This window comes from Escherichia sp. XD33 (assembly GCF_019375075.1).
GTDB lineage: Bacteria > Pseudomonadota > Gammaproteobacteria > Enterobacterales > Enterobacteriaceae > Enterobacter > Enterobacter flexneri_A.
On record NZ_JAENDM010000005.1, the window covers coordinates 63,256 to 88,192 of the forward strand.

The following is a 24,937-nucleotide window of genomic DNA, read 5'->3' on the forward strand; positions in this document are numbered from 1 at the left end:
CAAGATGCCTGATGCGACGCTGTCCGCGTCTTATCAGGCCTACGTGCGGCATCAGACAAATGTCACTGCTTTGGTTCTTCGCTCCAGTCATCGCTTTCGGAAAGATCGCCACTGCTGGGGATTCGTTTTTCTTCAGCAGCCCATTCTCCGAGGTCGATCAGCTGACAACGTTTGGAGCAAAATGGCCGAAACGGGCTGATTTCACCCCACACCACCGTTTTCCCGCAGGTTGGGCAATTCACCGTAATAGTTTCTGACATTTTTACTCCTTAGCAACAGGCCAGTTCGAAATCCAGACGTTCCGGTACCTGTCCGTTTTCAGTGTCCAGCGGCATAAAACGAATGGCAAAACGGCTCTTATGTCCGGAAATTTGCGGATAAAGCTGTGAATCGAGCGACAGATTCAGGCGCAGCAAGTCGGCATCGCCACCGTTATCCTGATAAAAACCATTCAGGCTGGTTTGTTTACGGAAGGGGGCCGACTGGCGAATTAAATCCAGCACCATGGTAAGTGCCTGGGTGAGCGGGTTCAGGCTGGCAATCCAGGTTTCTACCTGGCTGTCGCGCTGCGCCTGGGGTAGATGCAGCCAAATGTGCAATGTTGGTAAATCAAAGCTGCAACAGCCGCCTGGGATGCTCAGTCGCTGACGCACCAGAGCAATCAAACGATCTTCACGCAGAAATTGCCCGATACGCGGCGCGGAAATTAATACGCTCCCCGCCGCCTTTAACTGCTGAATTAATGCTTCAATACGGCTCTGGTCCACGCCAGGCACGCCAATCCAGGTCTGGAGTTTACGTTGCTGCCGGTCAAGTTCTTTCAACAGCTCAGTGCGGACTTCGCCGCGCTCGAAAACATCCAGTAATTCACTGACATTACGGAAGAAATGCAGCGCGCCAGCGTGGTCAGCGATGGGTAAATTAACGGTGAGTTGCTGAATCAAAAACTCAATGCGCAGCCATGTACGCATTTTTTCATTTAGTGGATGTTCAAAAAGGACCTGGGTCTGCATTACGGTTTTTCCTGTGAGACAAACTGCGACGCAAGCTGCAAATAGTGTGCGTGCAGGCGGGCAACATCCGATGCGATAGCATCCGGTGCGCCGTTATTATCAATGACGTCATCTGCCACGGCAAGGCGGGCTTCGCGCGTTGCCTGAGCAGCAAGGATTTGTTCGACATGCTCGCGAGTTACATCATCGCGCTGCATGGTGCGCTTAAGTTGCGTTTCTGGGCTGACATCCACCACAAGCACTCGATTCGCTTTTTTATACAGTGAGTTTTCTACCAGCAATGGCACAACCCACAGTACATAGGGGGAAGTAGCTTGCTGGATCTGGTGTTGCGTCTCTTGCTGAATCAGCGGATGCAGCAGGGCGTTAAGCCAGTTTTTCTCTTCCGGGTTGGCGAAGATCCGCTCGCGCAAGGCCCGGCGCTGCAATGTTCCATCCGCAGCAATCATGTTAGCGCCAAAGTGATCAGCAATGGCATGTAGCGCAGGTGCACCTGGTTCAACCACCTGACGCGCGATAATATCGGCATCAATGACGTTAATTCCGAGATCAGCAAACGCATTGGCAACGGTACTCTTGCCACTGCCAATGCCTCCCGTTAAGGCAACTATATACCTCATAATTTATATTCCCGGGAATTCATCATGATTATCAAAACGTTAAAAATGAGCGCACGAAAGCGAAATTGATGAAACGTTCGCTCACTATTTACCAGGTAAATTTATGGGATTGTAGCGTAAAAAAAGACAATTTCGCAGTCTTGCGCCGCATTGATTAGTGCGTATGATAGCGTCACTGGAGTTGCGCTCTTACCCTTATAGCCATTAACCCCAGGAATCCGCACATGCGTATTGAAGAAGATCTGAAGTTAGGTTTTAAAGACGTTCTCATCCGCCCTAAACGCTCCACTCTTAAAAGCCGTTCCGATGTTGAACTGGAACGTCAATTCACCTTCAAACATTCAGGTCAGAGCTGGTCCGGCGTGCCGATTATCGCTGCAAATATGGACACCGTAGGCACATTTTCTATGGCCTCTGCGCTGGCTTCTTTTGATATTTTGACTGCTGTGCATAAACACTATTCTGTCGAAGAGTGGCAAGCGTTTATCAACAATTCTTCCGCTGATGTGCTGAAACATGTGATGGTTTCTACCGGTACGTCTGATGCGGATTTCGAAAAAACTAAACAGATTCTCGACCTGAACCCGGCATTAAACTTCGTTTGTATTGATGTGGCGAATGGTTATTCCGAACACTTCGTGCAGTTCGTTGCGAAAGCGCGTGAAGCGTGGCCGACCAAAACCATTTGTGCTGGCAACGTAGTAACTGGTGAAATGTGTGAGGAGCTTATCCTCTCCGGTGCCGATATCGTTAAAGTTGGCATTGGCCCAGGTTCTGTTTGTACAACTCGTGTCAAAACAGGCGTCGGTTATCCGCAACTTTCTGCGGTAATCGAATGTGCCGATGCTGCGCACGGTCTGGGCGGAATGATCGTCAGCGATGGTGGCTGCACCACGCCGGGCGATGTCGCGAAAGCTTTTGGCGGCGGTGCCGATTTCGTCATGCTTGGCGGCATGCTGGCGGGCCACGAAGAGAGCGGCGGTCGCATCGTTGAGGAGAACGGCGAGAAATTTATGCTGTTCTACGGCATGAGCTCCGAGTCTGCGATGAAACGTCACGTTGGCGGCGTTGCGGAATATCGCGCAGCAGAAGGTAAAACCGTTAAGCTGCCGCTGCGAGGCCCGGTTGAAAATACCGCGCGTGATATTTTGGGCGGCCTGCGTTCAGCTTGTACATACGTTGGGGCTTCACGCCTGAAAGAGCTGACCAAGCGCACCACGTTTATTCGTGTGCTGGAACAAGAAAACCGCATCTTCAACAACCTGTAATCTCCCAACGCTGGCGTGGAGCAACACGCCAGCGTTATCCCATCCCACTCATCGCATCGCCTAAATGGAAAATTGGCAGATACATTGCCACCACCAGCGTACCGATAATTCCTCCCGTTATGATCAGCAACGCCGGTTCCAGTAAGGCTGCGAGGTTATCCGCCAGCGCCATTGTGTTATCCCGATGATGATGGGCGAGGTTGTCTAACATGAGATCCAGCGAGCCGGAGGCCTCTCCTGTTCTCACTAATTGCAAACAGAGCGGGCTAAACTCACCGGTATTTTTTAGCGCCAGCCAGATGGGTTGACCGTTACTGATATCGTGCTGGATTTGTGTTAGAAGTTGCACCCAGTATGGGCAGCGCATTGTTTCTCTGACGCTCTCTACGCCCTGTAAAAAAGTAATGCCTGCACTTTGTGTCAGCGCCAGAATCGTAAAGATCTGCGTGAGTTTTTGTCCCCTCATCAGTGAACCCATAATCGGGATGCGTAACAGCAATTTCTGCCGCACTATAAGCCTGGTCGGTCGGCGCATCAGCAACTTATTGGCTATCGCCAGCAGAAAGCCGAACAACACCAGCAGCCAGCCCCATTCGCCACTAAAGTCTGCCAGCGTCATGATCCCCTGCGTTAGTGCCGGTAGTGGGGTGTTGAAGGTCTTATAGATAGCGGCAAACTCCGGCAGAACAAAATGCAGCATTGCCACAACCACCATGATTGCCATCGCTAAAATGATGATGGGATAACGTAACGCTGATTTCACTTTGTCGGTCAACTGACGCTGGGCTTTTGCTGACGCGCCAGTTCAAAGCAGCATTCATCCAGCTTACCGGTCAGTTCACCCGTGCGGATCATCGCCTGATAGAGCGGCGGAAATACCTCTGACCAGGGTAATAAGGCATTGGAAAAAGCAATGCCCTGTTCGAGATCGTGCGCCAGCGATTGCAGCAACGCTTGCCATTGCTTACTGGGATGCTGTTCCGCCAGCAGAGCCAGCCCTTCAGAAAGCGTTAACCCTGCTTTGAGTAGCGTCGCCAGTTGATGAATGACTTCCGCGCTTTTATCTCCTCGCCACTGCGCAGAATTGATGGCGATTCGCTTCAGGCTTAGTGGGGTAACCATCTGTTGCTGTAGTGCCATAAGCAGTAAAGTACGGCTCTCTGCCCATAGCATCCCATCTTGCGCATTGCCGTCGCCGGTTATGCCATGCCAGCGCCAGAGTTGCTTACTCGCCATGCGGCATCCCCAGTACGCGGATTAACTCTTCAAAGGTGGTTAAGCCTTGCTCTACGGCCAGGCAGCCGTTTTCAAAAAGCGTACGCATACCCGCCTGTCGTGCGTGCGTTTCCAGCGATTCAACGTCGGTATTAGCGGAAATAAGCTGACGAATGACCGGCGTTATGGGCAGAACTTCAAATAAGGCCGTACGACCATAAAAACCGTGGTAGCAATGTACACAACCGGGTGCCTGCCAGTGGGGCAGCGGCGATGGCCATACATTGTCTGGAATGTGGATGGGCTCCCCTTGCTGCCGGCGACAATGTGGGCAAAGTTTGCGTACCAGACGCTGGGCTATTACCAGCGTAAGCGCCGATGATAGCATCCAGCGGGCGACCCCCATTTGCTGTAAACGTACCAGCGTTTCGCAGGTGGAATTAGTGTGTAGGGTAGACAACACCAGGTGACCAGTTTGCGCCGCTTTAATAGCGATCTCTGCTGTTTCGCCATCGCGGATCTCTCCGATCATGATGACGTCAGGATCCTGGCGCAATAACGCACGCAAAACGCCCTGAAAGGTGAGTCCGGCACGCGGATGGATTTGCGTCTGGTTTAGTCCGGCTATGGGGATCTCAACTGGATCTTCGACGCTACAAATATTAATGTCAGCGGTATTCAGCTTTTGCAGGGCACTATAAAGCGTGACCGTTTTGCCGCTGCCGGTAGGGCCAGTTACCAGCACCAGTCCCTGTGGTTGTTGCAAGGCATGAGCAAAGTCCGCCAGTTGTAACGGCTGCATTCCAAGCGTGTTGACATCCAGTGCCTGACCCACCTGCTGTAACAACCTTAATACCACCTTTTCACCACCCCGACATGGTAAGGTCGCAATACGAAATGAGACGGCGTTTCCTGCCAGTTCGACAGTGAATTGCCCGTCCTGCGGCAGGCGATGTTCCGCAATATCCAGGTTTCCCAGCACTTTTAATCTGGCGGTTAATGCGACTCCGGCATCCGGTGAAACATCCGGTAAAGGATGCAATACGCCGTCGATACGCAAGCGGATGCGGTAGGCATTGTCCGCTGGTTCGATATGAATATCAGACGCGCGTTGTTCCAGCGCAGATTGTAACGTTCGAGTTAGCAACTCTGCTTTGGGCTGATGCTTCTCCTGAACAGCTACGGGCAATGTCTGTTGTGTGCGACTGGCGTGACCTTCCATTTGTTGGCGTGTCCAGCAGGTGATCTCAATACGTTTGGTGGTAGCGAAATGCAATGCGTCCAGTAGCTCATGCGAAGGTGCATCGACTACCGCAACATGAACCACCTCTTCGCTGGCATCCAGCAAGACTCCATGATAACGCAGACACAGGGCAGTGAGCTGTGGAATATTCATTGCCGCTCCTTAGTTGGCGTCATCAAAGCGGAAGACATCTTCGCAGGCTTGCTGCAATGCGCTGTCACTTTGAATATTGCAGTTGCGCGTCCAGCCGGTGACGCCGTTTGCGTTATCCCAACCCGGTGTCATGACGACGCTTAGCCCATTGAGACTTTCTTGCCCGGTCAGCGACACCACGCCCTTTGCCACACTCATGGCTGAAACATAGCGGGTGGTGGTAGGCGAGGGAATGCCATTGCTGCCACCGTCGCAGGTATCTAATCCACCATGTTCCAGCGCGCACAACTCTACGGCGGTACGGTAAGGCACAAAGGTTTGTAGCATGTCGGTGAGTGCGGCTTTGCGCAGGTAGTTTTGATAAGCGGGAATACCAATGGCGCTTAAAATGGCAATGATGCCAATAACCACCATCAGTTCGATAAGTGTAAAACCGCGTTGCTTGTCCATCTGTTTCGCTCCTTGATTTGGTTGGCGCTACTTTGGCAAACGCCATCAGCACAGGCGAGGGGCAAAAAACGAAACGGGAAAGCAGATTCCGAGGTTTTTTATTTCGTTGCAGCGAAAGACAAGAAATTTGCGAGGCGTTACGAAGAAAGTTGGGGAAGGGGAGATTATCCGCCCGCGATGGAGCGGATAAATCTGTCAACTATTAGCGAAAACGCATTGAAAGGTCGAGTGCTTGTACGTGTTTAGTTAGCGCACCGACGGAGATAAAGTCCACGCCCGTTTCGGCAAATTCACGCAGTGTTTTGTCAGTGACGTTGCCAGACACTTCCAGTAGCGCCTTGCCGTTGGTGCGTTTGACGGCTTCGCGCATCTGTTCTGTTTCGAAGTTATCCAGCATGATGATATCGGCTCCTGCTTTCAGGGCTTCATCAAGTTCTTCCAGATTCTCTACTTCGACTTCTACTGGCGCATCCGGGTGCAGCCAGGACGCTTTTTCGACGGCCTGGCGCACTGAGCCGGAGGCAATAATATGATTTTCTTTGATCAGGAAGGCATCAGAAAGCCCCAGACGGTGATTCGCTCCGCCGCCGCAAAGTACCGCGTATTTCAGAGCTGAACGCAGGCCGGGTAAGGTTTTGCGCGTATCCAACAACTGCGTGTTGGTGCCTTCCAGCAATTCGACATAGTGGCGTACCTTACTGGCAACTCCTGAAAGGGTTTGCACAAAATTAAGCGCAGTGCGTTCGCCCGTTAACAGCACGCGGGATGGGCCTTCAAGTTCGAACAAGGATTGATTGGTATTGATGACATCGCCGTCATCCACATGCCAGATTATGGTGACATCGTCGCCTGCCAGTTGAATAAACACCTCTTCAACCCAGCGTTTGCCGCAAAAGACGCCATTCTCGCGGGTGATCACCGTGGCATGAGAGCGAGAATTTTCCGGTAAAAGTTTTGCCGTAATATCATTGTTGGCATCGACTGTTCCGCCTAAATCTTCCCGCAGCGCCTGGGCCACCGCGCCGGGGATATCGAGATTAATGCGTTCCAGCAGCTCGTCACGTCGGGTGTCAGGGTTGTAGCGGCGAGGCGGCATGTTAAAACTCCAGATAGCTAACGAATCATAAGGTAGAAACATGCTACTCTGAACCGGGTATTAGCACCACATATAAGGAGATCCTGCATGTTGTTAGAACAGGGGTGGCTGGTTGGCGCGCGCCGCGTTCCCTCACCACATTACGATTGCCGCCCGGATGACGAAACACCCACCCTGCTGGTGGTGCACAATATTAGCCTGCCGCCAGGCGAGTTTGGCGGTCCGTGGATCGACGCATTATTCACTGGAACTATTGATCCGCAGGCACATCCTTTCTTTGCTGAGATCGCCCATTTGCGCGTCTCCGCTCACTGTTTGATTCGCCGTGATGGTGAAATAGTCCAGTATGTTCCTTTCGATAAACGTGCATGGCATGCGGGAGTCTCTCAGTATCAGGGGCGCGAACGCTGCAATGATTTTTCTATTGGGATTGAGCTTGAAGGCACCGATACGCTGGCGTATACCGATGCGCAGTATCAACAGCTTGCGGCGGTTACGCGGGCACTGATTGATTGCTATCCGGATATCGCTAATAACATGACGGGCCATTGTGATATTGCGCCGGATCGGAAAACCGATCCCGGTCCTGCATTTGATTGGGCACGGTTTCGTGCGCTGGTCAGCAAGGAGACAACATGACGCTATTTACAACCTTACTGGTGTTAATTTTCGAGCGCCTGTTTAAGTTGGGCGAGCACTGGCAGCTTGATCATCGTCTTGAAGCGTTCTTTCGGCGGGTGAAACATTTTTCTCTCGGGCGCACGTTAGGCATGACCATTATTGCGATGGGCGTGACTTTTTTACTGTTACGCGCATTGCAGGGAGTATTGTTCAACGTTCCCACGCTACTGGTGTGGCTGCTGATTGGTTTGCTGTGTATTGGCGCAGGTAAAGTTCGTCTTCATTATCATGCTTATCTGACAGCTGCTTCACGTAATGATAGCCATGCCCGTGCCACGATGGTTGGCGAACTCACCATGATTCACGGCGTCCCGGCAGGCTGCGACGAACGTGAGTATTTGCGTGAGCTGCAAAATGCATTGCTGTGGATTAACTTTCGTTTTTATCTTGCACCGCTGTTCTGGCTGATTGTGGGGGGAACCTGGGGACCCGTTACGCTGATGGGGTATGCGTTTTTGCGTGCATGGCAATACTGGCTGGCGCGATATCAGACGCCGCATCATCGTTTACAGTCCGGCATTGATGCCGTGCTTCATGTACTGGATTGGGTGCCGGTTCGTCTTGCGGGTGTGGTATATGCCTTGATCGGTCATGGTGAGAAAGCGTTACCGGCCTGGTTTGCTTCGCTGGGTGATTTCCATACTTCGCAGTATCAGGTGTTAACGCGTCTGGCGCAGTTCTCTCTGGCGCGTGAACCGCATGTCGATAAGGTGGAGACGCCGAAGGCAGCGGTTTCAATGGCGAAGAAAACCTCGTTCGTGGTCGTGGTGGTGATTGCACTACTGACGATTTACGGGGCGTTGGTGTAAAGATTATTGCCCTCACCCTGTACGGGTGAGGGCGTAGAGAGATTAATGCGCTTTTACGGCTTTGGCGGTTTTCTCTTTAAACAGATAGCCGATACCTAACACGATCAGCCATACCGGGATCAGGTATACCGAAATCGCCATTCCTGGGGTCATCAGCATAATCACCAGTACCGCCGCCATAAACAGCAGGCAGATCCAGTTACCCAGCGGATAAAGCAGAGCAGGGAAGCGAGTTACCACGCCTTGTTCCTGCTTGGCGCGACGGAATTTCATATGCGCCAGGCTAATCATCGCCCAGTTGATTACCAGTGCAGATACCACCAGCGCCATTAACAGTCCGAAAGCGGACTCTGGGGCAAGGTAGTTAATCAGTACGCACAACGCCGTTACCAGTGCAGACACCAGAATGGTATTTACTGGTACACCACGTTTATCGACAGACGCCAGCGCTTTTGGCGCATTACCCTGTTGTGCCAGACCAAACAGCATACGGCTGTTGCAATATACGCAGCTGTTGTACACGGAGAGCGCCGCAGTCAGTACCACGATGTTCAGCGCATTCGCCACAAAGGTATCGCCTAACTCGTGGAAGATCAGCACAAACGGACTGGTATCGGCGGTAACGCGGGTCCACGGCATCAGTGAGAGCAGAACGGCTAACGAACCAATATAGAAAATCAGGATGCGGTAGATAACCTGGTTAGTTGCTTTCGGTATACTTTGCTCCGGGTTATCAGCTTCTGCTGCGGTGATCCCCACCAGTTCCAGACCACCGAACGAGAACATGATAATCGCCATCATCATCACCAGTCCGGTGAAGCCGTGCGGCAGGAAACCACCCTGATCCCACAGGTTGCTAACGCTCGCCTGCGGGCCGCCGTTGCCACTGAACAGCAGCCAGCCGCCGAAGATGATCATCGCTACTACCGCAATAACTTTGATAATGGCAAACCAGAACTCCATCTCGCCAAACACTTTAACGTTGGTCAGGTTGATGGCGTTAATCACCACAAAGAATACGGCGGCAGAAACCCAGGTTGGGATTTCCGGATACCAGAACTGAATGTATTTACCCACGGCAGTCAGCTCTGCCATGGCAACTAAAACGTACAGTACCCAGTAGTTCCAGCCAGAGGCGAAACCGGCAAAACTGCCCCAGTATTTATAAGCAAAGTGGCTAAAGGAGCCTGCGACAGGTTCTTCGACCACCATTTCACCCAGCTGACGCATGATCAGAAAGGCGATAAAACCAGCAATGGCGTAACCCAGGATAATCCCTGGCCCTGCGGACTGTATTACGGAGGCGCTACCCAGGAATAACCCGGTCCCTATCGCGCCACCCAGCGCGATAAGCTGAATATGGCGGTTTTTAAGGCCGCGCTTTAGCTGCTCGCCGTGCTGTTGACCTTCCATCATGAAACCTCGTGCGGTGGTTGTTTTTTTGATCTACGCAGTGATGCGTGTGTAAGTTTGCAATTCCGTTTGTTGTATTAATTTGTTTACATCAAAGAAGTTTGAATTGTTACAAAAAGACTTCCGTCAGATCAAGAATAATGGTATGCGGCAGCGAATGCACCCGCTTTATGCATGGTTGAAGATGAGTTGCTTAAAAAGGAACCGTTTGTAAAGCTCAGCCTCAACGCCTCTCAATATATAGAATGAATTTAAATTTGTTTTTATTGAATTAAAAATCACAAAATTGGTAAGTGAATCGGTTCAATTCGGATTTTTATAGTTTAATAATCGTTAAAAAAAACCTTTCATACGTAAAGTCTACATTTGTGCATAGTTACAACTTTGAAACGCTATATATGTCAAGTTGTTAAAATGTGCACAGTTTCATGATTTCAATCAAAACCTGTATGGACATAAGGTGAATACTTTGTTACTTTAGCGTCACAGACATGAAATTGGTAAGACCAATTGACTTCGGCAAGTGGCTTAAGACAGGAACTCATGGCCTACAGCAAAATCCGCCAACCAAAACTCTCCGATGTGATTGAGCAGCAACTGGAGTTTTTGATCCTCGAAGGCACTCTCCGCCCGGGCGAAAAACTCCCACCGGAACGCGAACTGGCAAAACAGTTTGACGTCTCCCGTCCCTCCTTGCGTGAGGCGATTCAACGTCTCGAAGCGAAGGGCTTGTTGCTTCGTCGCCAGGGTGGCGGCACTTTTGTCCAGAGCAGCCTATGGCAAAGCTTCAGCGATCCGCTGGTAGAGCTGCTCTCCGACCATCCTGAATCACAGTATGACTTGCTCGAAACACGACACGCCCTGGAAGGTATCGCCGCTTATTACGCCGCGCTGCGTAGTACCGATGAAGACAAGGAACGCATCCGTGAACTCCACCACGCCATAGAGCTGGCGCAGCAGTCTGGCGATCTGGACGCGGAATCAAACGCCGTACTCCAGTACCAGATTGCCGTCACCGAAGCGGCCCACAATGTGGTTCTGCTTCATCTGCTAAGGTGTATGGAGCCGATGTTGGCCCAGAATGTCCGCCAGAACTTCGAATTGCTCTATTCGCGTCGCGAGATGCTGCCGCTGGTGAGTAGTCACCGCACCCGCATATTTGAAGCGATTATGGCCGGTAAGCCGGAAGAAGCGCGCGAAGCATCGCATCGCCATCTGGCCTTTATCGAAGAAATTTTGCTCGACAGAAGCCGTGAAGAAAGCCGCCGTGAGCGTTCTCTGCGTCGTCTGGAGCAACGAAAGAATTAGTGATTTTTCTGGTAAAAATTATCCAGAAGATGTTGTAAATCAAGCGCATATAAAAGCGCGGCAACTAAACGTAGAACCTGTCTTATTGAGCTTTCCGGCGAGAGTTCAATGGGACAGGTTCCAGAAAACTCAACGTTATTAGATAGATAAGGAATAACCCATGTCAGAACGTTTCCCAAATGACGTGGATCCGATCGAAACTCGCGACTGGCTCCAGGCGATCGAATCGGTCATCCGTGAAGAAGGTGTTGAGCGTGCTCAGTATCTGATCGACCAACTGCTTGCTGAAGCCCGCAAAGGCGGTGTAAACGTAGCCGCAGGCACCGGTATCAGCAACTACATCAACACCATCCCCGTTGAAGAACAACCGGAGTATCCGGGTAATCTGGAACTGGAACGCCGTATTCGTTCAGCTATCCGCTGGAACGCCATCATGACGGTTCTGCGTGCGTCGAAAAAAGACCTCGAACTGGGCGGCCATATGGCGTCCTTCCAGTCTTCCGCAACCATTTATGATGTGTGCTTTAACCACTTCTTCCGTGCACGCAACGAGCAGGATGGCGGCGACCTGGTTTACTTCCAGGGCCACATCTCCCCGGGCGTTTACGCTCGTGCTTTCCTGGAAGGTCGTCTGACTCAGGAGCAGCTGGATAACTTCCGTCAGGAAGTTCACGGCAATGGCCTCTCTTCCTATCCGCACCCGAAACTGATGCCGGAATTCTGGCAGTTCCCGACCGTATCTATGGGTCTGGGTCCGATTGGTGCTATTTACCAGGCTAAATTCCTGAAATATCTGGAACACCGTGGCCTGAAAGATACCTCTAAACAAACCGTTTACGCGTTCCTCGGTGACGGTGAAATGGACGAACCGGAATCCAAAGGTGCGATCACCATCGCTACCCGTGAAAAACTGGATAACCTGGTCTTCGTTATCAACTGTAACCTGCAGCGTCTTGACGGCCCGGTCACCGGTAACGGCAAGATCATCAACGAACTGGAAGGCATCTTCGAAGGTGCTGGCTGGAACGTGATCAAAGTGATGTGGGGTAGCCGTTGGGATGAACTGCTGCGTAAAGATACCAGCGGTAAACTGATCCAGCTGATGAACGAAACCGTTGACGGCGACTACCAGACCTTCAAATCGAAAGATGGTGCGTACGTTCGTGAACACTTCTTCGGTAAATATCCTGAAACCGCAGCACTGGTTGCAGACTGGACTGACGAGCAGATCTGGGCACTGAACCGTGGTGGTCACGATCCGAAGAAAATCTACGCTGCATTCAAGAAAGCGCAGGAAACCAAAGGCAAAGCGACAGTAATCCTTGCTCATACCATTAAAGGTTACGGCATGGGCGACGCGGCTGAAGGTAAAAACATCGCGCACCAGGTTAAGAAAATGAACATGGACGGCGTGCGTCACATCCGCGACCGTTTCAATGTGCCGGTGTCTGATGCAGATATCGAAAAACTGCCGTACATCACCTTCCCGGAAGGTTCTGAAGAGCATACCTATCTGCACGCTCAGCGTCAGAAACTGCACGGTTATCTGCCAAGCCGTCAGCCGAACTTCACCGAGAAGCTTGAGCTGCCGAGCCTGCAAGACTTCGGCGCGCTGTTGGAAGAGCAGAGCAAAGAGATCTCTACCACTATCGCTTTCGTTCGTGCCCTGAACGTGATGCTGAAGAACAAGTCGATCAAAGATCGTCTGGTGCCGATCATCGCCGACGAAGCGCGTACTTTCGGTATGGAAGGTCTGTTCCGTCAGATTGGTATTTACAGCCCGAACGGTCAGCAGTACACCCCGCAGGACCGCGAGCAGGTTGCTTACTATAAAGAAGACGAGAAAGGTCAGATTCTGCAGGAAGGGATCAACGAGCTGGGCGCAGGGTGTTCCTGGCTGGCAGCGGCGACCTCTTACAGCACCAACAATCTGCCGATGATCCCGTTCTACATCTATTACTCGATGTTCGGCTTCCAGCGTATCGGCGATCTGTGCTGGGCGGCTGGCGACCAGCAAGCGCGTGGCTTCCTGATCGGCGGTACTTCCGGTCGTACCACCCTGAACGGCGAAGGTCTGCAGCACGAAGATGGTCACAGCCACATTCAGTCGCTGACTATCCCGAACTGTATCTCTTACGACCCGGCTTACGCTTACGAAGTTGCTGTCATCATGCATGACGGTCTGGAGCGTATGTACGGTGAAAAACAAGAGAACGTTTACTACTACATCACTACGCTGAACGAAAACTACCACATGCCGGCAATGCCGGAAGGTGCTGAGGAAGGTATCCGTAAAGGTATCTACAAACTCGAAACCATTGAAGGTAGCAAAGGTAAAGTTCAGCTGCTGGGCTCCGGTTCCATCCTGCGTCACGTCCGTGAAGCGGCAGAGATCCTGGCGAAAGATTACGGCGTAGGTTCTGACGTTTATAGCGTGACCTCCTTCACCGAGCTGGCGCGTGATGGTCAGGATTGTGAACGCTGGAACATGCTGCACCCGCTGGAAACTCCGCGCGTTCCGTATATCGCTCAGGTGATGAACGACGCTCCGGCAGTGGCATCTACCGACTATATGAAACTGTTCGCTGAGCAGGTCCGTACTTACGTACCGGCTGACGACTACCGCGTACTGGGTACTGATGGCTTCGGTCGTTCCGACAGCCGTGAGAACCTGCGTCACCACTTCGAAGTTGATGCTTCCTACGTGGTTGTAGCGGCGCTGGGCGAACTGGCTAAACGTGGCGAAATCGATAAGAAAGTGGTTGCTGACGCAATCGCCAAATTCAACATCGATGCAGATAAAGTTAACCCGCGTCTGGCGTAAGAGGTAAAAGAATAATGGCTATCGAAATCAAAGTACCGGACATCGGGGCTGATGAAGTTGAAATCACCGAGATCCTGGTCAAAGTGGGCGACAAAGTTGAAGCCGAACAGTCGCTGATCACCGTAGAAGGCGACAAAGCCTCTATGGAAGTTCCATCTCCGCAGGCGGGTATCGTTAAAGAGATCAAAGTCTCTGTTGGCGATAAAACCCAGACCGGCGCACTGATTATGATTTTCGATTCCGCCGACGGTGCAGCAGACGCTGCACCTGCTCAGGCAGAAGAGAAGAAAGAAGCAGCTCCGGCAGCAGCACCAGCGGCTGCCGCGGCAAAAGACGTTAACGTTCCGGATATCGGCAGCGACGAAGTTGAAGTGACCGAAATCCTGGTGAAAGTTGGCGATAAAGTTGAAGCTGAACAGTCGCTGATCACCGTAGAAGGCGATAAAGCTTCTATGGAAGTTCCGGCTCCGTTTGCTGGCACCGTGAAAGAGATCAAAGTGAACGTGGGTGACAAAGTGTCTACCGGCTCGCTGATTATGGTCTTCGAAGTCGCGGGTGAAGCAGGCGCGGCAGCTCCGGCGGCTAAACAGGAAGCGGCTCCGGCAGCGGCCCCTGCACCAGCGGCTGGCGTGAAAGAAGTTAACGTTCCGGATATCGGCGGTGACGAAGTTGAAGTGACCGAAGTGATGGTGAAAGTGGGCGACAAAGTTGCCGCTGAACAGTCACTGATCACCGTAGAAGGCGATAAAGCGTCTATGGAAGTTCCGGCTCCGTTTGCAGGCGTCGTGAAGGAACTGAAAGTCAACGTTGGCGATAAAGTGAAAACTGGCTCGCTGATTATGATCTTCGAAGTTGAAGGCGCAGCACCTGCGGCAGCTCCTGCGAAACAGGAAGCGGCAGCGCCGGCTCCGGCAGCAAAAGCTGAAGCCCCGGCAGCAGCACCGGCTGCGAAAGCGGAAGGCAAATCTGAATTTGCTGAAAACGACGCTTACGTTCACGCGACTCCGCTGATCCGCCGTCTGGCACGCGAGTTTGGCGTTAACCTGGCGAAAGTGAAGGGCACTGGCCGTAAAGGTCGTATCCTGCGCGAAGATGTTCAGGCTTACGTGAAAGAAGCTATCAAACGTGCAGAAGCGGCTCCGGCAGCGACTGGCGGCGGTATCCCTGGCATGCTGCCGTGGCCGAAGGTGGACTTCAGCAAGTTTGGTGAAATCGAAGAAGTGGAACTGGGCCGCATCCAGAAAATCTCTGGTGCGAACCTGAGCCGTAACTGGGTGATGATCCCGCATGTTACTCACTTCGACAAAACCGATATCACCGAGCTGGAAGCGTTCCGTAAACAGCAGAACGAAGAAGCGGCGAAACGTAAGCTGGATGTGAAGATAACCCCAGTTGTCTTCATCATGAAAGCCGTTGCTGCAGCTCTTGAGCAGATGCCTCGCTTCAACAGTTCGCTGTCGGAAGACGGTCAGCGTCTGACCCTGAAGAAATACATCAACATCGGTGTGGCGGTGGATACCCCGAACGGTCTGGTTGTTCCGGTATTCAAAGACGTCAACAAGAAAGGCATCATCGAGCTGTCTCGCGAGCTGATGACTATTTCTAAGAAAGCGCGTGACGGTAAGCTGACTGCGGGCGAAATGCAGGGCGGTTGCTTCACCATCTCCAGCATCGGCGGCCTGGGTACTACCCACTTCGCGCCGATTGTGAACGCGCCGGAAGTGGCTATCCTCGGCGTTTCCAAGTCCGCGATGGAGCCGGTGTGGAATGGTAAAGAGTTCGTGCCGCGTCTGATGCTGCCGATTTCTCTCTCCTTCGACCACCGCGTGATCGACGGTGCTGATGGTGCCCGTTTCATTACCATCATTAACAACACGCTGTCTGACATTCGCCGTCTGGTGATGTAAGTAAAAGAGCCGGCCCAACGGCCGGCTTTTTTCTGGTAATCTCATGAATGTATTGAGGTTATTAGCGAATAGACAAATCGGTTGCCGTTTGTTGTTTAAAAATTGTTAACAATTTTGTAAAATACCGACGGATAGAACGACCCGGTGGTGGTTAGGGTATTACTTCACATACCCTATGGATTTCTGGGTGCAGCAAGGTAGCAAGCGCCAGAATCCCCAGGAGCTTACATAAGTAAGTGACTGGGGTGAGGGCGTGAAGCTAACGCCGCTGCGGCCTGAAAGACGACGGGTATGACCGCCGGAGATAAATATATAGAGGTCATGATGAGTACTGAAATCAAAACTCAGGTCGTGGTACTTGGGGCAGGCCCCGCAGGTTACTCCGCTGCCTTCCGTTGCGCTGATTTAGGTCTGGAAACCGTAATCGTAGAACGTTACAACACCCTTGGCGGTGTTTGCCTGAACGTCGGCTGTATCCCTTCTAAAGCACTGCTGCACGTAGCAAAAGTTATCGAAGAAGCCAAAGCGCTGGCTGAACACGGTATCGTCTTCGGCGAACCGAAAACCGATATTGACAAGATTCGTACCTGGAAAGAGAAAGTGATCAATCAGCTGACCGGTGGTCTGGCTGGTATGGCGAAAGGCCGCAAAGTCAAAGTGGTCAACGGTCTGGGTAAATTTACCGGGGCTAACACCCTGGAAGTTGAAGGTGAGAACGGCAAAACCGTGATCAACTTCGACAACGCGATCATTGCAGCGGGTTCTCGCCCGATCCAACTACCGTTTATTCCGCATGAAGATCCGCGTATCTGGGACTCCACTGACGCGCTGGAACTGAAAGAAGTACCAGAACGCCTGCTGGTAATGGGTGGCGGTATCATCGGTCTGGAAATGGGCACCGTATACCACGCGCTGGGTTCACAGATTGACGTGGTTGAAATGTTCGACCAGGTTATCCCGGCAGCTGACAAAGACATCGTTAAAGTCTTCACCAAGCGTATCAGCAAGAAATTCAACCTGATGCTGGAAACCAAAGTTACCGCCGTTGAAGCGAAAGAAGACGGTATTTATGTGACGATGGAAGGCAAAAAAGCACCAGCTGAACCGCAGCGTTACGACGCCGTGCTGGTAGCGATTGGTCGTGTGCCGAACGGTAAAAACCTCGACGCAGGCAAAGCTGGCGTGGAAGTTGACGACCGTGGTTTCATCCGCGTTGACAAACAGCTGCGTACCAACGTACCGCACATCTTTGCTATCGGCGATATCGTCGGTCAGCCGATGCTGGCACACAAAGGTGTTCACGAAGGTCACGTTGCCGCTGAAGTTATCGCCGGTAAGAAACACTACTTCGATCCGAAAGTTATCCCGTCCATCGCCTATACCGAACCAGAAGTTGCATGGGTAGGTCTGACTGAGAAAGAAGCGAAAGAGAAAGGCATCAGCTATGAAACCGCCACCTTCCCGTGGGCTGCTTCTGGTCGTGCTATCGCTTCCGACTGCGCAGACGGTATGACCAAGCTGATTTTCGACAAAGAATCTCACCGTGTGATCGGTGGTGCGATTGTCGGTACTAACGGCGGCGAGCTGCTGGGTGAAATCGGCCTGGCAATCGAAATGGGTTGTGATGCTGAAGACATCGCACTGACCATCCACGCGCACCCGACTCTGCACGAGTCTGTGGGCCTGGCGGCAGAAGTGTTCGAAGGTAGCATTACCGACCTGCCGAACCCGAAAGCGAAGAAGAAGTAATTTTTCGTTTGCCGGAACATCCGGCAATTAAAAAAGCGGCTAACCACGCCGCTTTTTTTACGTCTGTAATTTACCTTTCCAGTCGCCTTGCTCCGCGCTCAGAGAGACGTTCGCGTACTGCTGACCGTTGCTCGTTATTCAGCCTGACAGTATGGTTACTGTCGTTTAGACGTTGTGGGCGGCTCTCCTGAACTTTCTCCCGAAAAACCTGACGTTGTTCAGGTGATGCCGATTGTATACGCTGGCGGGCGTTATCACGTTGCTGTTGGTTCAGTGGGCGCTGCTGTACTTTTTCCTTAAACACCTGGCGCTGTTCGGGAGTTGCAGACTGAATACGCTCACGCGCTGCCTCTCTTCGCTGCTGGTTCTGCGGGTTAGTCTGCATTTTCTCGCGAACCGCCTGGCGCTGCTCAGGCGAGGCGGGCTGAATGCGCTCACGCGCTGCCTCTCTTCGCTGCTGGTTCTGCGGGTTAGTCTGCATTTTCTCGTGAACTGCCTGGCGCTGCTCAGGAGAAGCTGACTGATAACGCTGACGAGCGGCGTCCTTTTGTTGCTGGGTCAGTGGTTGGCGACGGCTGAAGTCGCGGAAGTCGTCATAGCTCCCATAGTGTTCAGCTTCATTAAACCGCTGTGCCGCTGCCTGACGTTGGGTATCTCGTGTAATGACTGGTGCGCTGTGTGTTCGTTGCTGAAACTGACTTGCTGCCGCCTGACGCTGGCTGTCGCGTGTTGGAGCAGGTAGCTGCGTGGCACTCATTCCGCCGTTGACATCGGTTTGATGAAAACGCTTTGCCATATCCTGATCATGATAGGGCACACCATTACGGTAGTTTGGATTGTGCCGCCATGCCATATTCTTATCAGTAAGATGCTCACCGGTGATACGGTTGAAATTGTTGACGTCGATATTGATGTTGTCGCCGTTGTGTTGCCAGCCATTACCGTCACGATGACCGCCATCGTGGTGATGATAATCATCATCGTCATGATGATGATGGTCATGATCGTCGTCGTCCCAGTCGATGCTGCTGAATAGTGCGTACGTGGTAGCAACGCCCATGCTATATCCGAATCCGCGTACAAAGCTGTCAACAAACGGTTCTCCGGCTGGTGGTGGCAGATAAACCGGCGGATACGCAGTATTGGCCCAGTTCCCGTAAACCACGGTTGGGTTGTAGTTGGGAATATAGACCACATCAGGATTGGCGGGCTCAATGGAAATGACGGTTGTTGCCGGCTCTGTAATGACGGGGTTGGCAGTTAAAACGGTATTGGATGGTATGACGGGGGCCGTGACTGTCTGTTTTACCGGTACAGCTTTCTTCGTTGTGGTAATAACTTTCTGTTCGGTTGATGACTTCAGCGAGCCGGTTTGTTGCGCCAGTTGCCGCAATCGCTGTACCGAGTCCATCACGTCCTGCGGCTGCGCCAGAAAAGCATCGCCCAGGTTTTGCACCCATTGCGGGTTTTCGCCCATCAATGCCATCAATTGTGGAAAGGCCACCAGTGATTTAACGCTGGCGTCCCACGGCTGGTCAGATACCGCCTGAATAGCAGCATCGCCTTGTTTAAGTGGATTATCGTGCGACCATTGCACTGCTTGAGCAACGTTTGTCGGATAGGTTGATGCCATCAGCACCTGCGAAAGTAGGGCGTCGGGATACAGCGCGACGGGTGCGACCCATTGATCTATTTGTGCAGTGCTGAATGCGGATTTGACGACTGCGGGTATTACGGGAGGTGCGGAAACCGTTGCAGGAAGCGTAACCGCAGCAGCGTCAGACACAGCCAGTTGTGTCGATTGCGGTTCTACAGGCGCTTCCACTGTGCGGCTTTTTATATATAGCCCGGTAGAGGCGGCACAAAGCCCGGCACTGCAAATTAGCGCCAGCACATGGGGTTTAAACGGCAAAGTCATTTTCATAATTCGGATCTCAAGGAAATCGCAATGGTCGGCGAACTGCCACCCGCAGGTGCTGTGAATCCGAGTATAAAGAGGCGGTAGTTTAAATTTTGACTAATCTTGGGATTCGTTGAGAAAGGTGATTATCACCATGCGAATTAACGAAGTTTTTACGGAGGGAAACAATCTCTAGACCATCCTTAACGATTCAGCCACTTTTTTATGTTGCTTTTTTGTAAACAGATTAACACATCGTCAAAATCCTGCTATTCTGCCCGTTGCGGTACTGGGCATTTACCCTACAAACTGCTGTCTCACAGGAGCGTGAAGAGAATCGCCTGCCGCACTATGACAATGAGAGCGAGGAGAACCGTCGTGCTAGAAGAATACCGTAAGCACGTAGCTGAGCGTGCCGCTGAGGGGATTGCGCCCAAACCCCTGGATGCAAACCAAATGGCCGCACTTGTAGAGCTGCTGAAAAACCCGCCCGCGGGCGAAGAAGAATTCCTGTTAGATCTATTAACCAACCGTGTTCCCCCTGGCGTCGATGAAGCCGCCTATGTCAAAGCAGGCTTCCTGGCTGCTGTCGCGAAAGGTGAAGCCAAATCCCCACTGCTGACTCCGGAAAAAGCCATCGAACTGCTGGGCACCATGCAGGGTGGTTACAACATTCATCCGCTGATCGACGCGCTGGATGATGCCAAACTGGCACCGATCGCTGCCAAAGCACTTTCTCACACACTGCTGATGTTCGATAACTTCTATGACGTAGAAGAGAAAGCGAAAGCAGGCAACGAATATGCGAAGCAGGTAATGCAGTCCTGGGCGGATGCCGAATGGTTCCTGAATCGCCCGGCGCTGGCTGAAAAACTGACCGTTACCGTCTTCAAAGTCACTGGCGAAACCAACACCGATGATCTTTCTCCGGCACCGGATGCGTGGTCACGCCCGGATATCCCACTGCACGCGCTGGCGATGCTGAAAAACGCCCGTGAAGGTATTGAGCCAGATCAGCCTGGTGTTGTTGGTCCGATCAAGCAAATCGAAGCTCTGCAACAGAAAGGTTTCCCGCTGGCGTACGTCGGTGACGTTGTGGGTACGGGTTCATCGCGTAAATCCGCCACGAACTCCGTACTGTGGTTTATGGGTGATGATATTCCACATGTGCCGAACAAACGCGGCGGTGGTTTGTGCCTCGGCGGTAAAATTGCACCCATCTTCTTTAACACGATGGAAGACGCGGGTGCACTGCCAATCGAAGTCGACGTCTCTAACCTGAACATGGGCGACGTAATTGACGTTTACCCGTACAAAGGTGAAGTGCGTAACCACGAAACCGGCGAACTGCTGGCGACCTTCGAACTGAAAACCGACGTGCTGATTGATGAAGTGCGTGCTGGCGGTCGTATTCCGCTGATTATCGGTCGTGGCCTGACCACAAAAGCGCGTGAAGCACTTGGTCTGCCGCAGAGCGATGTGTTCCGTCAGGCGAAAGATGTGGCGGAAAGTGACCGTGGCTTCTCGCTGGCGCAGAAAATGGTAGGTCGTGCCTGCGGCGTGAAAGGCATTCGTCCGGGCGCGTATTGCGAACCGAAAATGACTTCTGTAGGTTCCCAGGACACCACCGGCCCAATGACCCGTGATGAACTGAAAGACCTGGCGTGCCTGGGCTTCTCGGCTGACCTGGTGATGCAGTCTTTCTGCCACACCGCGGCGTATCCGAAGCCAGTTGACGTGAACACGCACCACACGCTGCCGGACTTCATTATGAACCGTGGTGGTGTGTCGCTGCGTCCGGGTGATGGCGTAATCCACTCCTGGCTGAACCGTATGCTGCTGCCGGATACCGTCGGTACTGGCGGTGACTCCCATACCCGTTTCCCGATCGGCATTTCTTTCCCGGCGGGTTCTGGTCTGGTGGCATTTGCAGCCGCAACAGGCGTAATGCCGCTGGATATGCCGGAATCCGTTCTGGTGCGCTTCAAAGGCAAAATGCAGCCGGGCATCACCCTGCGCGATCTGGTACACGCCATTCCGCTGTATGCGATCAAACAAGGTCTGCTGACCGTTGAGAAGAAAGGCAAGAAAAACATCTTCTCTGGCCGCATCCTGGAAATTGAAGGTCTGCCGGATCTGAAAGTTGAGCAGGCCTTTGAGCTAACCGATGCGTCCGCCGAGCGTTCTGCCGCTGGTTGTACCATCAAGCTGAACAAAGAACCGATCATCGAATACCTGAACTCTAACATCGTCCTGCTGAAGTGGATGATCGCGGAAGGTTACGGCGATCGTCGTACCCTGGAACGTCGTATTCAGGGCATGGAAAAATGGCTGGCGAATCCTGAGCTGCTGGAAGCCGATGCAGATGCGGAATACGCGGCAGTGATCGACATCGATCTGGCGGATATTAAAGAGCCAATCCTCTGTGCACCGAACGACCCGGACGACGCACGTCCGCTGTCTGCGGTACAGGGCGAGAAGATCGACGAAGTGTTTATCGGTTCCTGCATGACCAACATCGGTCACTTCCGTGCTGCGGGTAAACTGCTGGATGCGCACAAAGGCCAGTTGCCGACGCGCCTGTGGGTGGCACCGCCAACCCGTATGGATGCCGCGCAGTTGACCGAAGAAGGCTACTATAGCGTCTTCGGTAAGAGCGGTGCGCGTATCGAGATCCCTGGCTGTTCCCTGTGTATGGGTAACCAGGCGCGTGTAGCAGACGGTGCGACGGTGGTTTCCACCTCTACCCGTAACTTCCCGAACCGTCTGGGGACTGGCGCGAATGTCTTCCTGGCTTCTGCGGAACTGGCTGCTGTTACGGCGCTGATTGGCAAACTACCGACGCCGGAAGAGTACCAGACCTACGTGGCGCAGGTGGATAAAACTGCCGTTGATACTTACCGTTACCTGAACTTCAACCAGCTTTCTCAGTACACTGAAAAAGCCGATGGTGTGATTTTCCAGACTGCAGTTTAAAAAGTCAGCGCACGCGCTGCGCATAAACGACACAATGCCCGGTGAATGAGATTCCCGGGCATTTTTTATTTCTAGACCATCGCCGTTCCGCTGTTTTTCTCCGGTAAGGCTGCGATAATTACATCAATGGCGCAATGCGATTTCGGCGCATTGCCGGGAGCAGAGGTACACACTATGGATTACGAATTTCTGCGCGATATTACCGGAGTAGTAAAGGTGCGTATGTCCATGGGGCATGAAGTGGTCGGGCACTGGTTTAATGAAGAGGTGAAAGAAAACCTGGCCTTGCTTGATGAAGTGGAACAAGCAGCGCACGCACTGAAAGGTAGCGAACGGTCCTGGCAACGGGCAGGGCACGAATACACCCTGTGGATGGACGGTGAAGAGGTGATGGTTCGCGCCAATCAACTGGAATTCGCTGGCGATGAAATGGAAGAGGGGATGAACTACTACGACGAAGAAAGCCTGTCGCTATGCGGCGTTGAGGATTTTCTGCAGGTCGTGGCGGCTTACCGCAATTTCGTGCAGCAGAAGTAAATAAATCTGGCGGAGCCTGGGAGCTCCGCCAGAGCCGTTAAACAGCTGGCATATTGCGCCCGTAATAAATCTCGCGCATTTCTTTCCACAGCGCAGCGGTAATTTCCTGGCGCTCGCTGTCGGTTAAATCTTCCGGTTTGGTGTGGAACATGTAGTGCTTAAGGTCGAACTCTTTAAGCAACATCTTGGTATGGAAGATATTTTCCTGATAGACGTTCACATCCACCATGTCATACAGCGCCTTCATATCGTCAGACATAAAGTTCTGAATCGAATTAATCTCATGGTCGATAAAGTGCTTCATACCGTTAATGTCGCGGGTAAAACCGCGCACGCGATAATCAATGGTTACGATATCGGACTCAAGCTGGTGGATCAGGTAATTCAGCGCCTTCAGCGGAGAAATCACGCCGCAGGTAGAGACTTCAATATCGGCGCGGAAGGTACATAAACCGCCTTCAGGATGACTTTCCGGGTAGGTATGTACGCAAATATGACTTTTATCGAGATGGGCAACCACCGTTTCTGGCAGTGGGCCGGGGTGTTCTGTTTTGTCGATGAGTTTCGGGTCAACCGGTTCTTCACTCACCAGAATAGTGACGCTGGCACCCTGTGGTTCGTAATCCTGGCGGGCGATGTTAAGAATATTGGCCCCGATAATGGAACAGGTTTCTGACAGGATTTCGGTCAGACGGTTGGCATTATAGAGTTCATCGATATAAGCAATATAACCGTCGCGCTCTTCGGCAGTTTTGGCGTAGCAGATATCGTAAATACAAAAACTCAGACTTTTGGTCAGATTATTAAAGCCATGCAGTTTCAGTTTTTTCAATTTCTTATCTTCTCCTTAGGACGGCTGTGAAGCCAGTGCGTCTTGCAGATACTGAGGTAAGGCAAAAGCTGCCGTATGGATTGCCGAATTGTAATAACGGCATTTCAGGCCAGAAGCGAGAAAACGCGCCTGAATAATTTCGGTTGAGAGATGGCGTAAGGCGTCGTTATCTGTCGCCCATGCAAAAGTCATGATACCGCCGTAATAGGTCGGGATCGCCGCCTGATAAAAGCCAACGTCGCTGAAGTAATGGCTGAGTTTGCGATGGCTGTCGATGGCTTCTTCCTGCTGTAAAAAGCAGACGCCGTTTTGTGCGACGAAGATACCGCCAGGATTCAGGCAACGTTTGCAGCCTTCATAAAATGCCGAAGTGAAAAGGCTTTCGCCGGGACCGATAGGATCGGTGCAGTCGGAGATAATGACATCAAAGGTCTGGCTGGTTTGATTAACGAAATTGACGCCATCGTCGATCACCAGCTTAAAGCGCGGATCGTCGTAGCTACCGGCGTTATGGTTGGGTAGATACTGGCGGCAGAACGATACGACACCCGCATCGATTTCCACCATCGTGATTGACTCAACGTTTTTATGTCGGGTTACTTCACGCAGCATGGCACCGTCGCCGCCGCCGATAATCAGCACATGTTTCGCGTGACCGTGGGCCAGTAGCGGAACATGGGTCATCATCTCATGATAGATAAACTCGTCGCGCTCGGTGGTTTGTACTACGCCATCCAGCGCCATTACGCGACCAAATGCAGCGTTCTCAAAAATGATCAGATCCTGGTGATCGGTCTTTTCATGATACAGAACGTTATCTACCGCAAAGTACTGCCCAAACTGGTCGTGTAGCGTTTCATGCCACTGTTTTTTTTCGGCCATGGGTTGATACCTCCTTTGTTAACACCCGTAAAAAAAGGGCGCAACATAATAGCTAACATTG

The 24,937-nt window shown here is 52.2% G+C and carries 20 protein-coding genes and 1 pseudogene; 10 read left to right on the forward strand and 11 right to left on the reverse strand.

Features of this window, described 5'->3' with window-relative positions:
- Positions 1-62: 62 nt before the first annotated feature.
- Genes yacG through coaE form a run of 3 tightly spaced genes read right to left on the reverse strand, consistent with a single transcriptional unit; the run spans position 63 to position 1,633 of the window.
- Positions 63-260, reverse strand: coding sequence for a DNA gyrase inhibitor YacG (gene yacG, locus K0778_RS04975; RefSeq protein WP_000005042.1), 198 nt, complete (start codon positions 258-260; stop codon positions 63-65).
- A gap of 9 nt (positions 261-269) precedes the next feature.
- Positions 270-1,013 (reverse strand): cell division protein ZapD, encoded by a 744-nt coding sequence (zapD, locus tag K0778_RS04980; protein WP_001194722.1) that lies wholly within the window; start codon positions 1,011-1,013, stop codon positions 270-272.
- Positions 1,013-1,633 (reverse strand): dephospho-CoA kinase, encoded by a 621-nt coding sequence (coaE, locus tag K0778_RS04985; RefSeq protein ID WP_001269520.1) that lies wholly within the window; start codon positions 1,631-1,633, stop codon positions 1,013-1,015. Before coaE ends, zapD begins: the two co-directional genes overlap by 1 nt.
- Before the next feature lie 24 nt (positions 1,634-1,657).
- Between coaE and K0778_RS04990 the strand changes: the two genes are divergently transcribed.
- A complete protein-coding gene (locus K0778_RS04990; RefSeq protein ID WP_120795372.1) occupies positions 1,658-1,702 on the forward strand; it encodes a protein YacM in 45 nt (14 codons plus the stop codon).
- A 155-nt stretch (positions 1,703-1,857) separates the two neighbouring features.
- Entirely contained in the window at positions 1,858-2,901 is a 1,044-nt protein-coding gene (gene guaC, locus K0778_RS04995; protein ID WP_001217337.1) for a GMP reductase, read from the forward strand.
- A gap of 34 nt (positions 2,902-2,935) precedes the next feature.
- Here guaC and hofC read toward each other — a convergent pair.
- The 4 genes and pseudogenes from hofC to nadC all read right to left on the reverse strand — a co-directional run bounded on the left by hofC (position 2,936) and on the right by nadC (position 7,058).
- Positions 2,936-4,137: pseudogene (gene hofC / locus K0778_RS05000) on the reverse strand (protein transport protein HofC).
- The gene (gene gspE, locus K0778_RS05005; RefSeq protein ID WP_001025145.1) at positions 4,127-5,512 is read right to left on the reverse strand and encodes a type II secretion system protein GspE; all 1,386 of its coding nucleotides are present in this window, start codon (positions 5,510-5,512) and stop codon (positions 4,127-4,129) included. Before gspE ends, hofC begins: the two are co-directional and overlap by 11 nt.
- A gap of 9 nt (positions 5,513-5,521) precedes the next feature.
- A complete protein-coding gene (gene ppdD / locus K0778_RS05010) occupies positions 5,522-5,962 on the reverse strand; it encodes a prepilin peptidase-dependent pilin (RefSeq protein WP_000360904.1) in 441 nt (146 codons plus the stop codon).
- Between the two features lie 202 nt (positions 5,963-6,164).
- Positions 6,165-7,058 (reverse strand): carboxylating nicotinate-nucleotide diphosphorylase, encoded by an 894-nt coding sequence (gene nadC, locus K0778_RS05015; RefSeq protein WP_001135176.1) that lies wholly within the window; start codon positions 7,056-7,058, stop codon positions 6,165-6,167.
- Between the two features lie 87 nt (positions 7,059-7,145).
- On the opposite strand from nadC, the gene ampD reads away from it, so the two are divergent.
- Both ampD and ampE read left to right on the forward strand, forming a co-directional pair.
- Positions 7,146-7,697 (forward strand): 1,6-anhydro-N-acetylmuramyl-L-alanine amidase AmpD, encoded by a 552-nt coding sequence (gene ampD / locus K0778_RS05020; protein ID WP_000923722.1) that lies wholly within the window; start codon positions 7,146-7,148, stop codon positions 7,695-7,697.
- Positions 7,694-8,548 (forward strand): beta-lactamase regulator AmpE, encoded by an 855-nt coding sequence (gene ampE, locus K0778_RS05025; RefSeq protein ID WP_000172014.1) that lies wholly within the window; start codon positions 7,694-7,696, stop codon positions 8,546-8,548. The genes ampD and ampE overlap by 4 nt, the downstream gene beginning before the upstream one ends.
- A 42-nt stretch (positions 8,549-8,590) precedes the next feature.
- On the opposite strand, the gene aroP is transcribed toward ampE, so the two are convergent.
- Positions 8,591-9,964: an aromatic amino acid transporter AroP gene (aroP, locus tag K0778_RS05030; protein WP_000969912.1), complete on the reverse strand. Its 1,374-nt coding sequence runs from the start codon at positions 9,962-9,964 to the stop codon at positions 8,591-8,593.
- A 540-nt stretch (positions 9,965-10,504) separates the two neighbouring features.
- Between aroP and pdhR the strand changes: the two genes are divergently transcribed.
- The 4 genes from pdhR to lpdA all read left to right on the forward strand — a co-directional run bounded on the left by pdhR (position 10,505) and on the right by lpdA (position 17,749).
- Positions 10,505-11,269: a pyruvate dehydrogenase complex transcriptional repressor PdhR gene (gene pdhR / locus K0778_RS05035; RefSeq protein ID WP_000331776.1), complete on the forward strand. Its 765-nt coding sequence runs from the start codon at positions 10,505-10,507 to the stop codon at positions 11,267-11,269.
- A 160-nt stretch (positions 11,270-11,429) separates the two neighbouring features.
- Positions 11,430-14,093: a pyruvate dehydrogenase (acetyl-transferring), homodimeric type gene (gene aceE, locus K0778_RS05040; protein WP_000003820.1), complete on the forward strand. Its 2,664-nt coding sequence runs from the start codon at positions 11,430-11,432 to the stop codon at positions 14,091-14,093.
- Positions 14,094-14,107: 14 nt separating this feature from the next.
- Positions 14,108-16,000, forward strand: coding sequence for a pyruvate dehydrogenase complex dihydrolipoyllysine-residue acetyltransferase (aceF, locus tag K0778_RS05045; RefSeq protein ID WP_000963518.1), 1,893 nt, complete (start codon positions 14,108-14,110; stop codon positions 15,998-16,000).
- Between the two features lie 324 nt (positions 16,001-16,324).
- Positions 16,325-17,749 carry a dihydrolipoyl dehydrogenase gene (gene lpdA / locus K0778_RS05050; protein ID WP_000102485.1) on the forward strand — a complete coding sequence of 475 codons (1,425 nt, stop codon included), beginning with the start codon at positions 16,325-16,327 and terminating at the stop codon, positions 17,747-17,749.
- 70 nt (positions 17,750-17,819) lie between these two features.
- Here lpdA and K0778_RS05055 read toward each other — a convergent pair whose 3' ends face one another.
- Positions 17,820-19,673 carry a DUF3300 domain-containing protein gene (locus tag K0778_RS05055; RefSeq protein ID WP_021559211.1) on the reverse strand — a complete coding sequence of 618 codons (1,854 nt, stop codon included), beginning with the start codon at positions 19,671-19,673 and terminating at the stop codon, positions 17,820-17,822.
- A 354-nt stretch (positions 19,674-20,027) separates the two neighbouring features.
- Here K0778_RS05055 and acnB point away from each other — a divergent pair, with 354 nt between their 5' ends.
- Entirely contained in the window at positions 20,028-22,625 is a 2,598-nt protein-coding gene (acnB, locus tag K0778_RS05060; protein WP_064186354.1) for a bifunctional aconitate hydratase 2/2-methylisocitrate dehydratase, read from the forward strand.
- Between the two features lie 174 nt (positions 22,626-22,799).
- Positions 22,800-23,162 (forward strand): protein YacL, encoded by a 363-nt coding sequence (gene yacL, locus K0778_RS05065; protein ID WP_000384306.1) that lies wholly within the window; start codon positions 22,800-22,802, stop codon positions 23,160-23,162.
- 37 nt (positions 23,163-23,199) lie between these two features.
- Here the strand turns inward: yacL and speD are convergent, their stop codons facing one another.
- Together speD and speE are read right to left on the reverse strand one after the other, a co-directional pair.
- The gene (gene speD, locus K0778_RS05070) at positions 23,200-23,994 is read right to left on the reverse strand and encodes an adenosylmethionine decarboxylase (RefSeq protein ID WP_000734287.1); all 795 of its coding nucleotides are present in this window, start codon (positions 23,992-23,994) and stop codon (positions 23,200-23,202) included.
- Between the two features lie 15 nt (positions 23,995-24,009).
- Positions 24,010-24,876, reverse strand: a complete 867-nt coding sequence (gene speE, locus K0778_RS05075; RefSeq protein ID WP_000818415.1) for a polyamine aminopropyltransferase — start codon at positions 24,874-24,876, stop codon at positions 24,010-24,012.
- Positions 24,877-24,937: the final 61 nt, after the last annotated feature.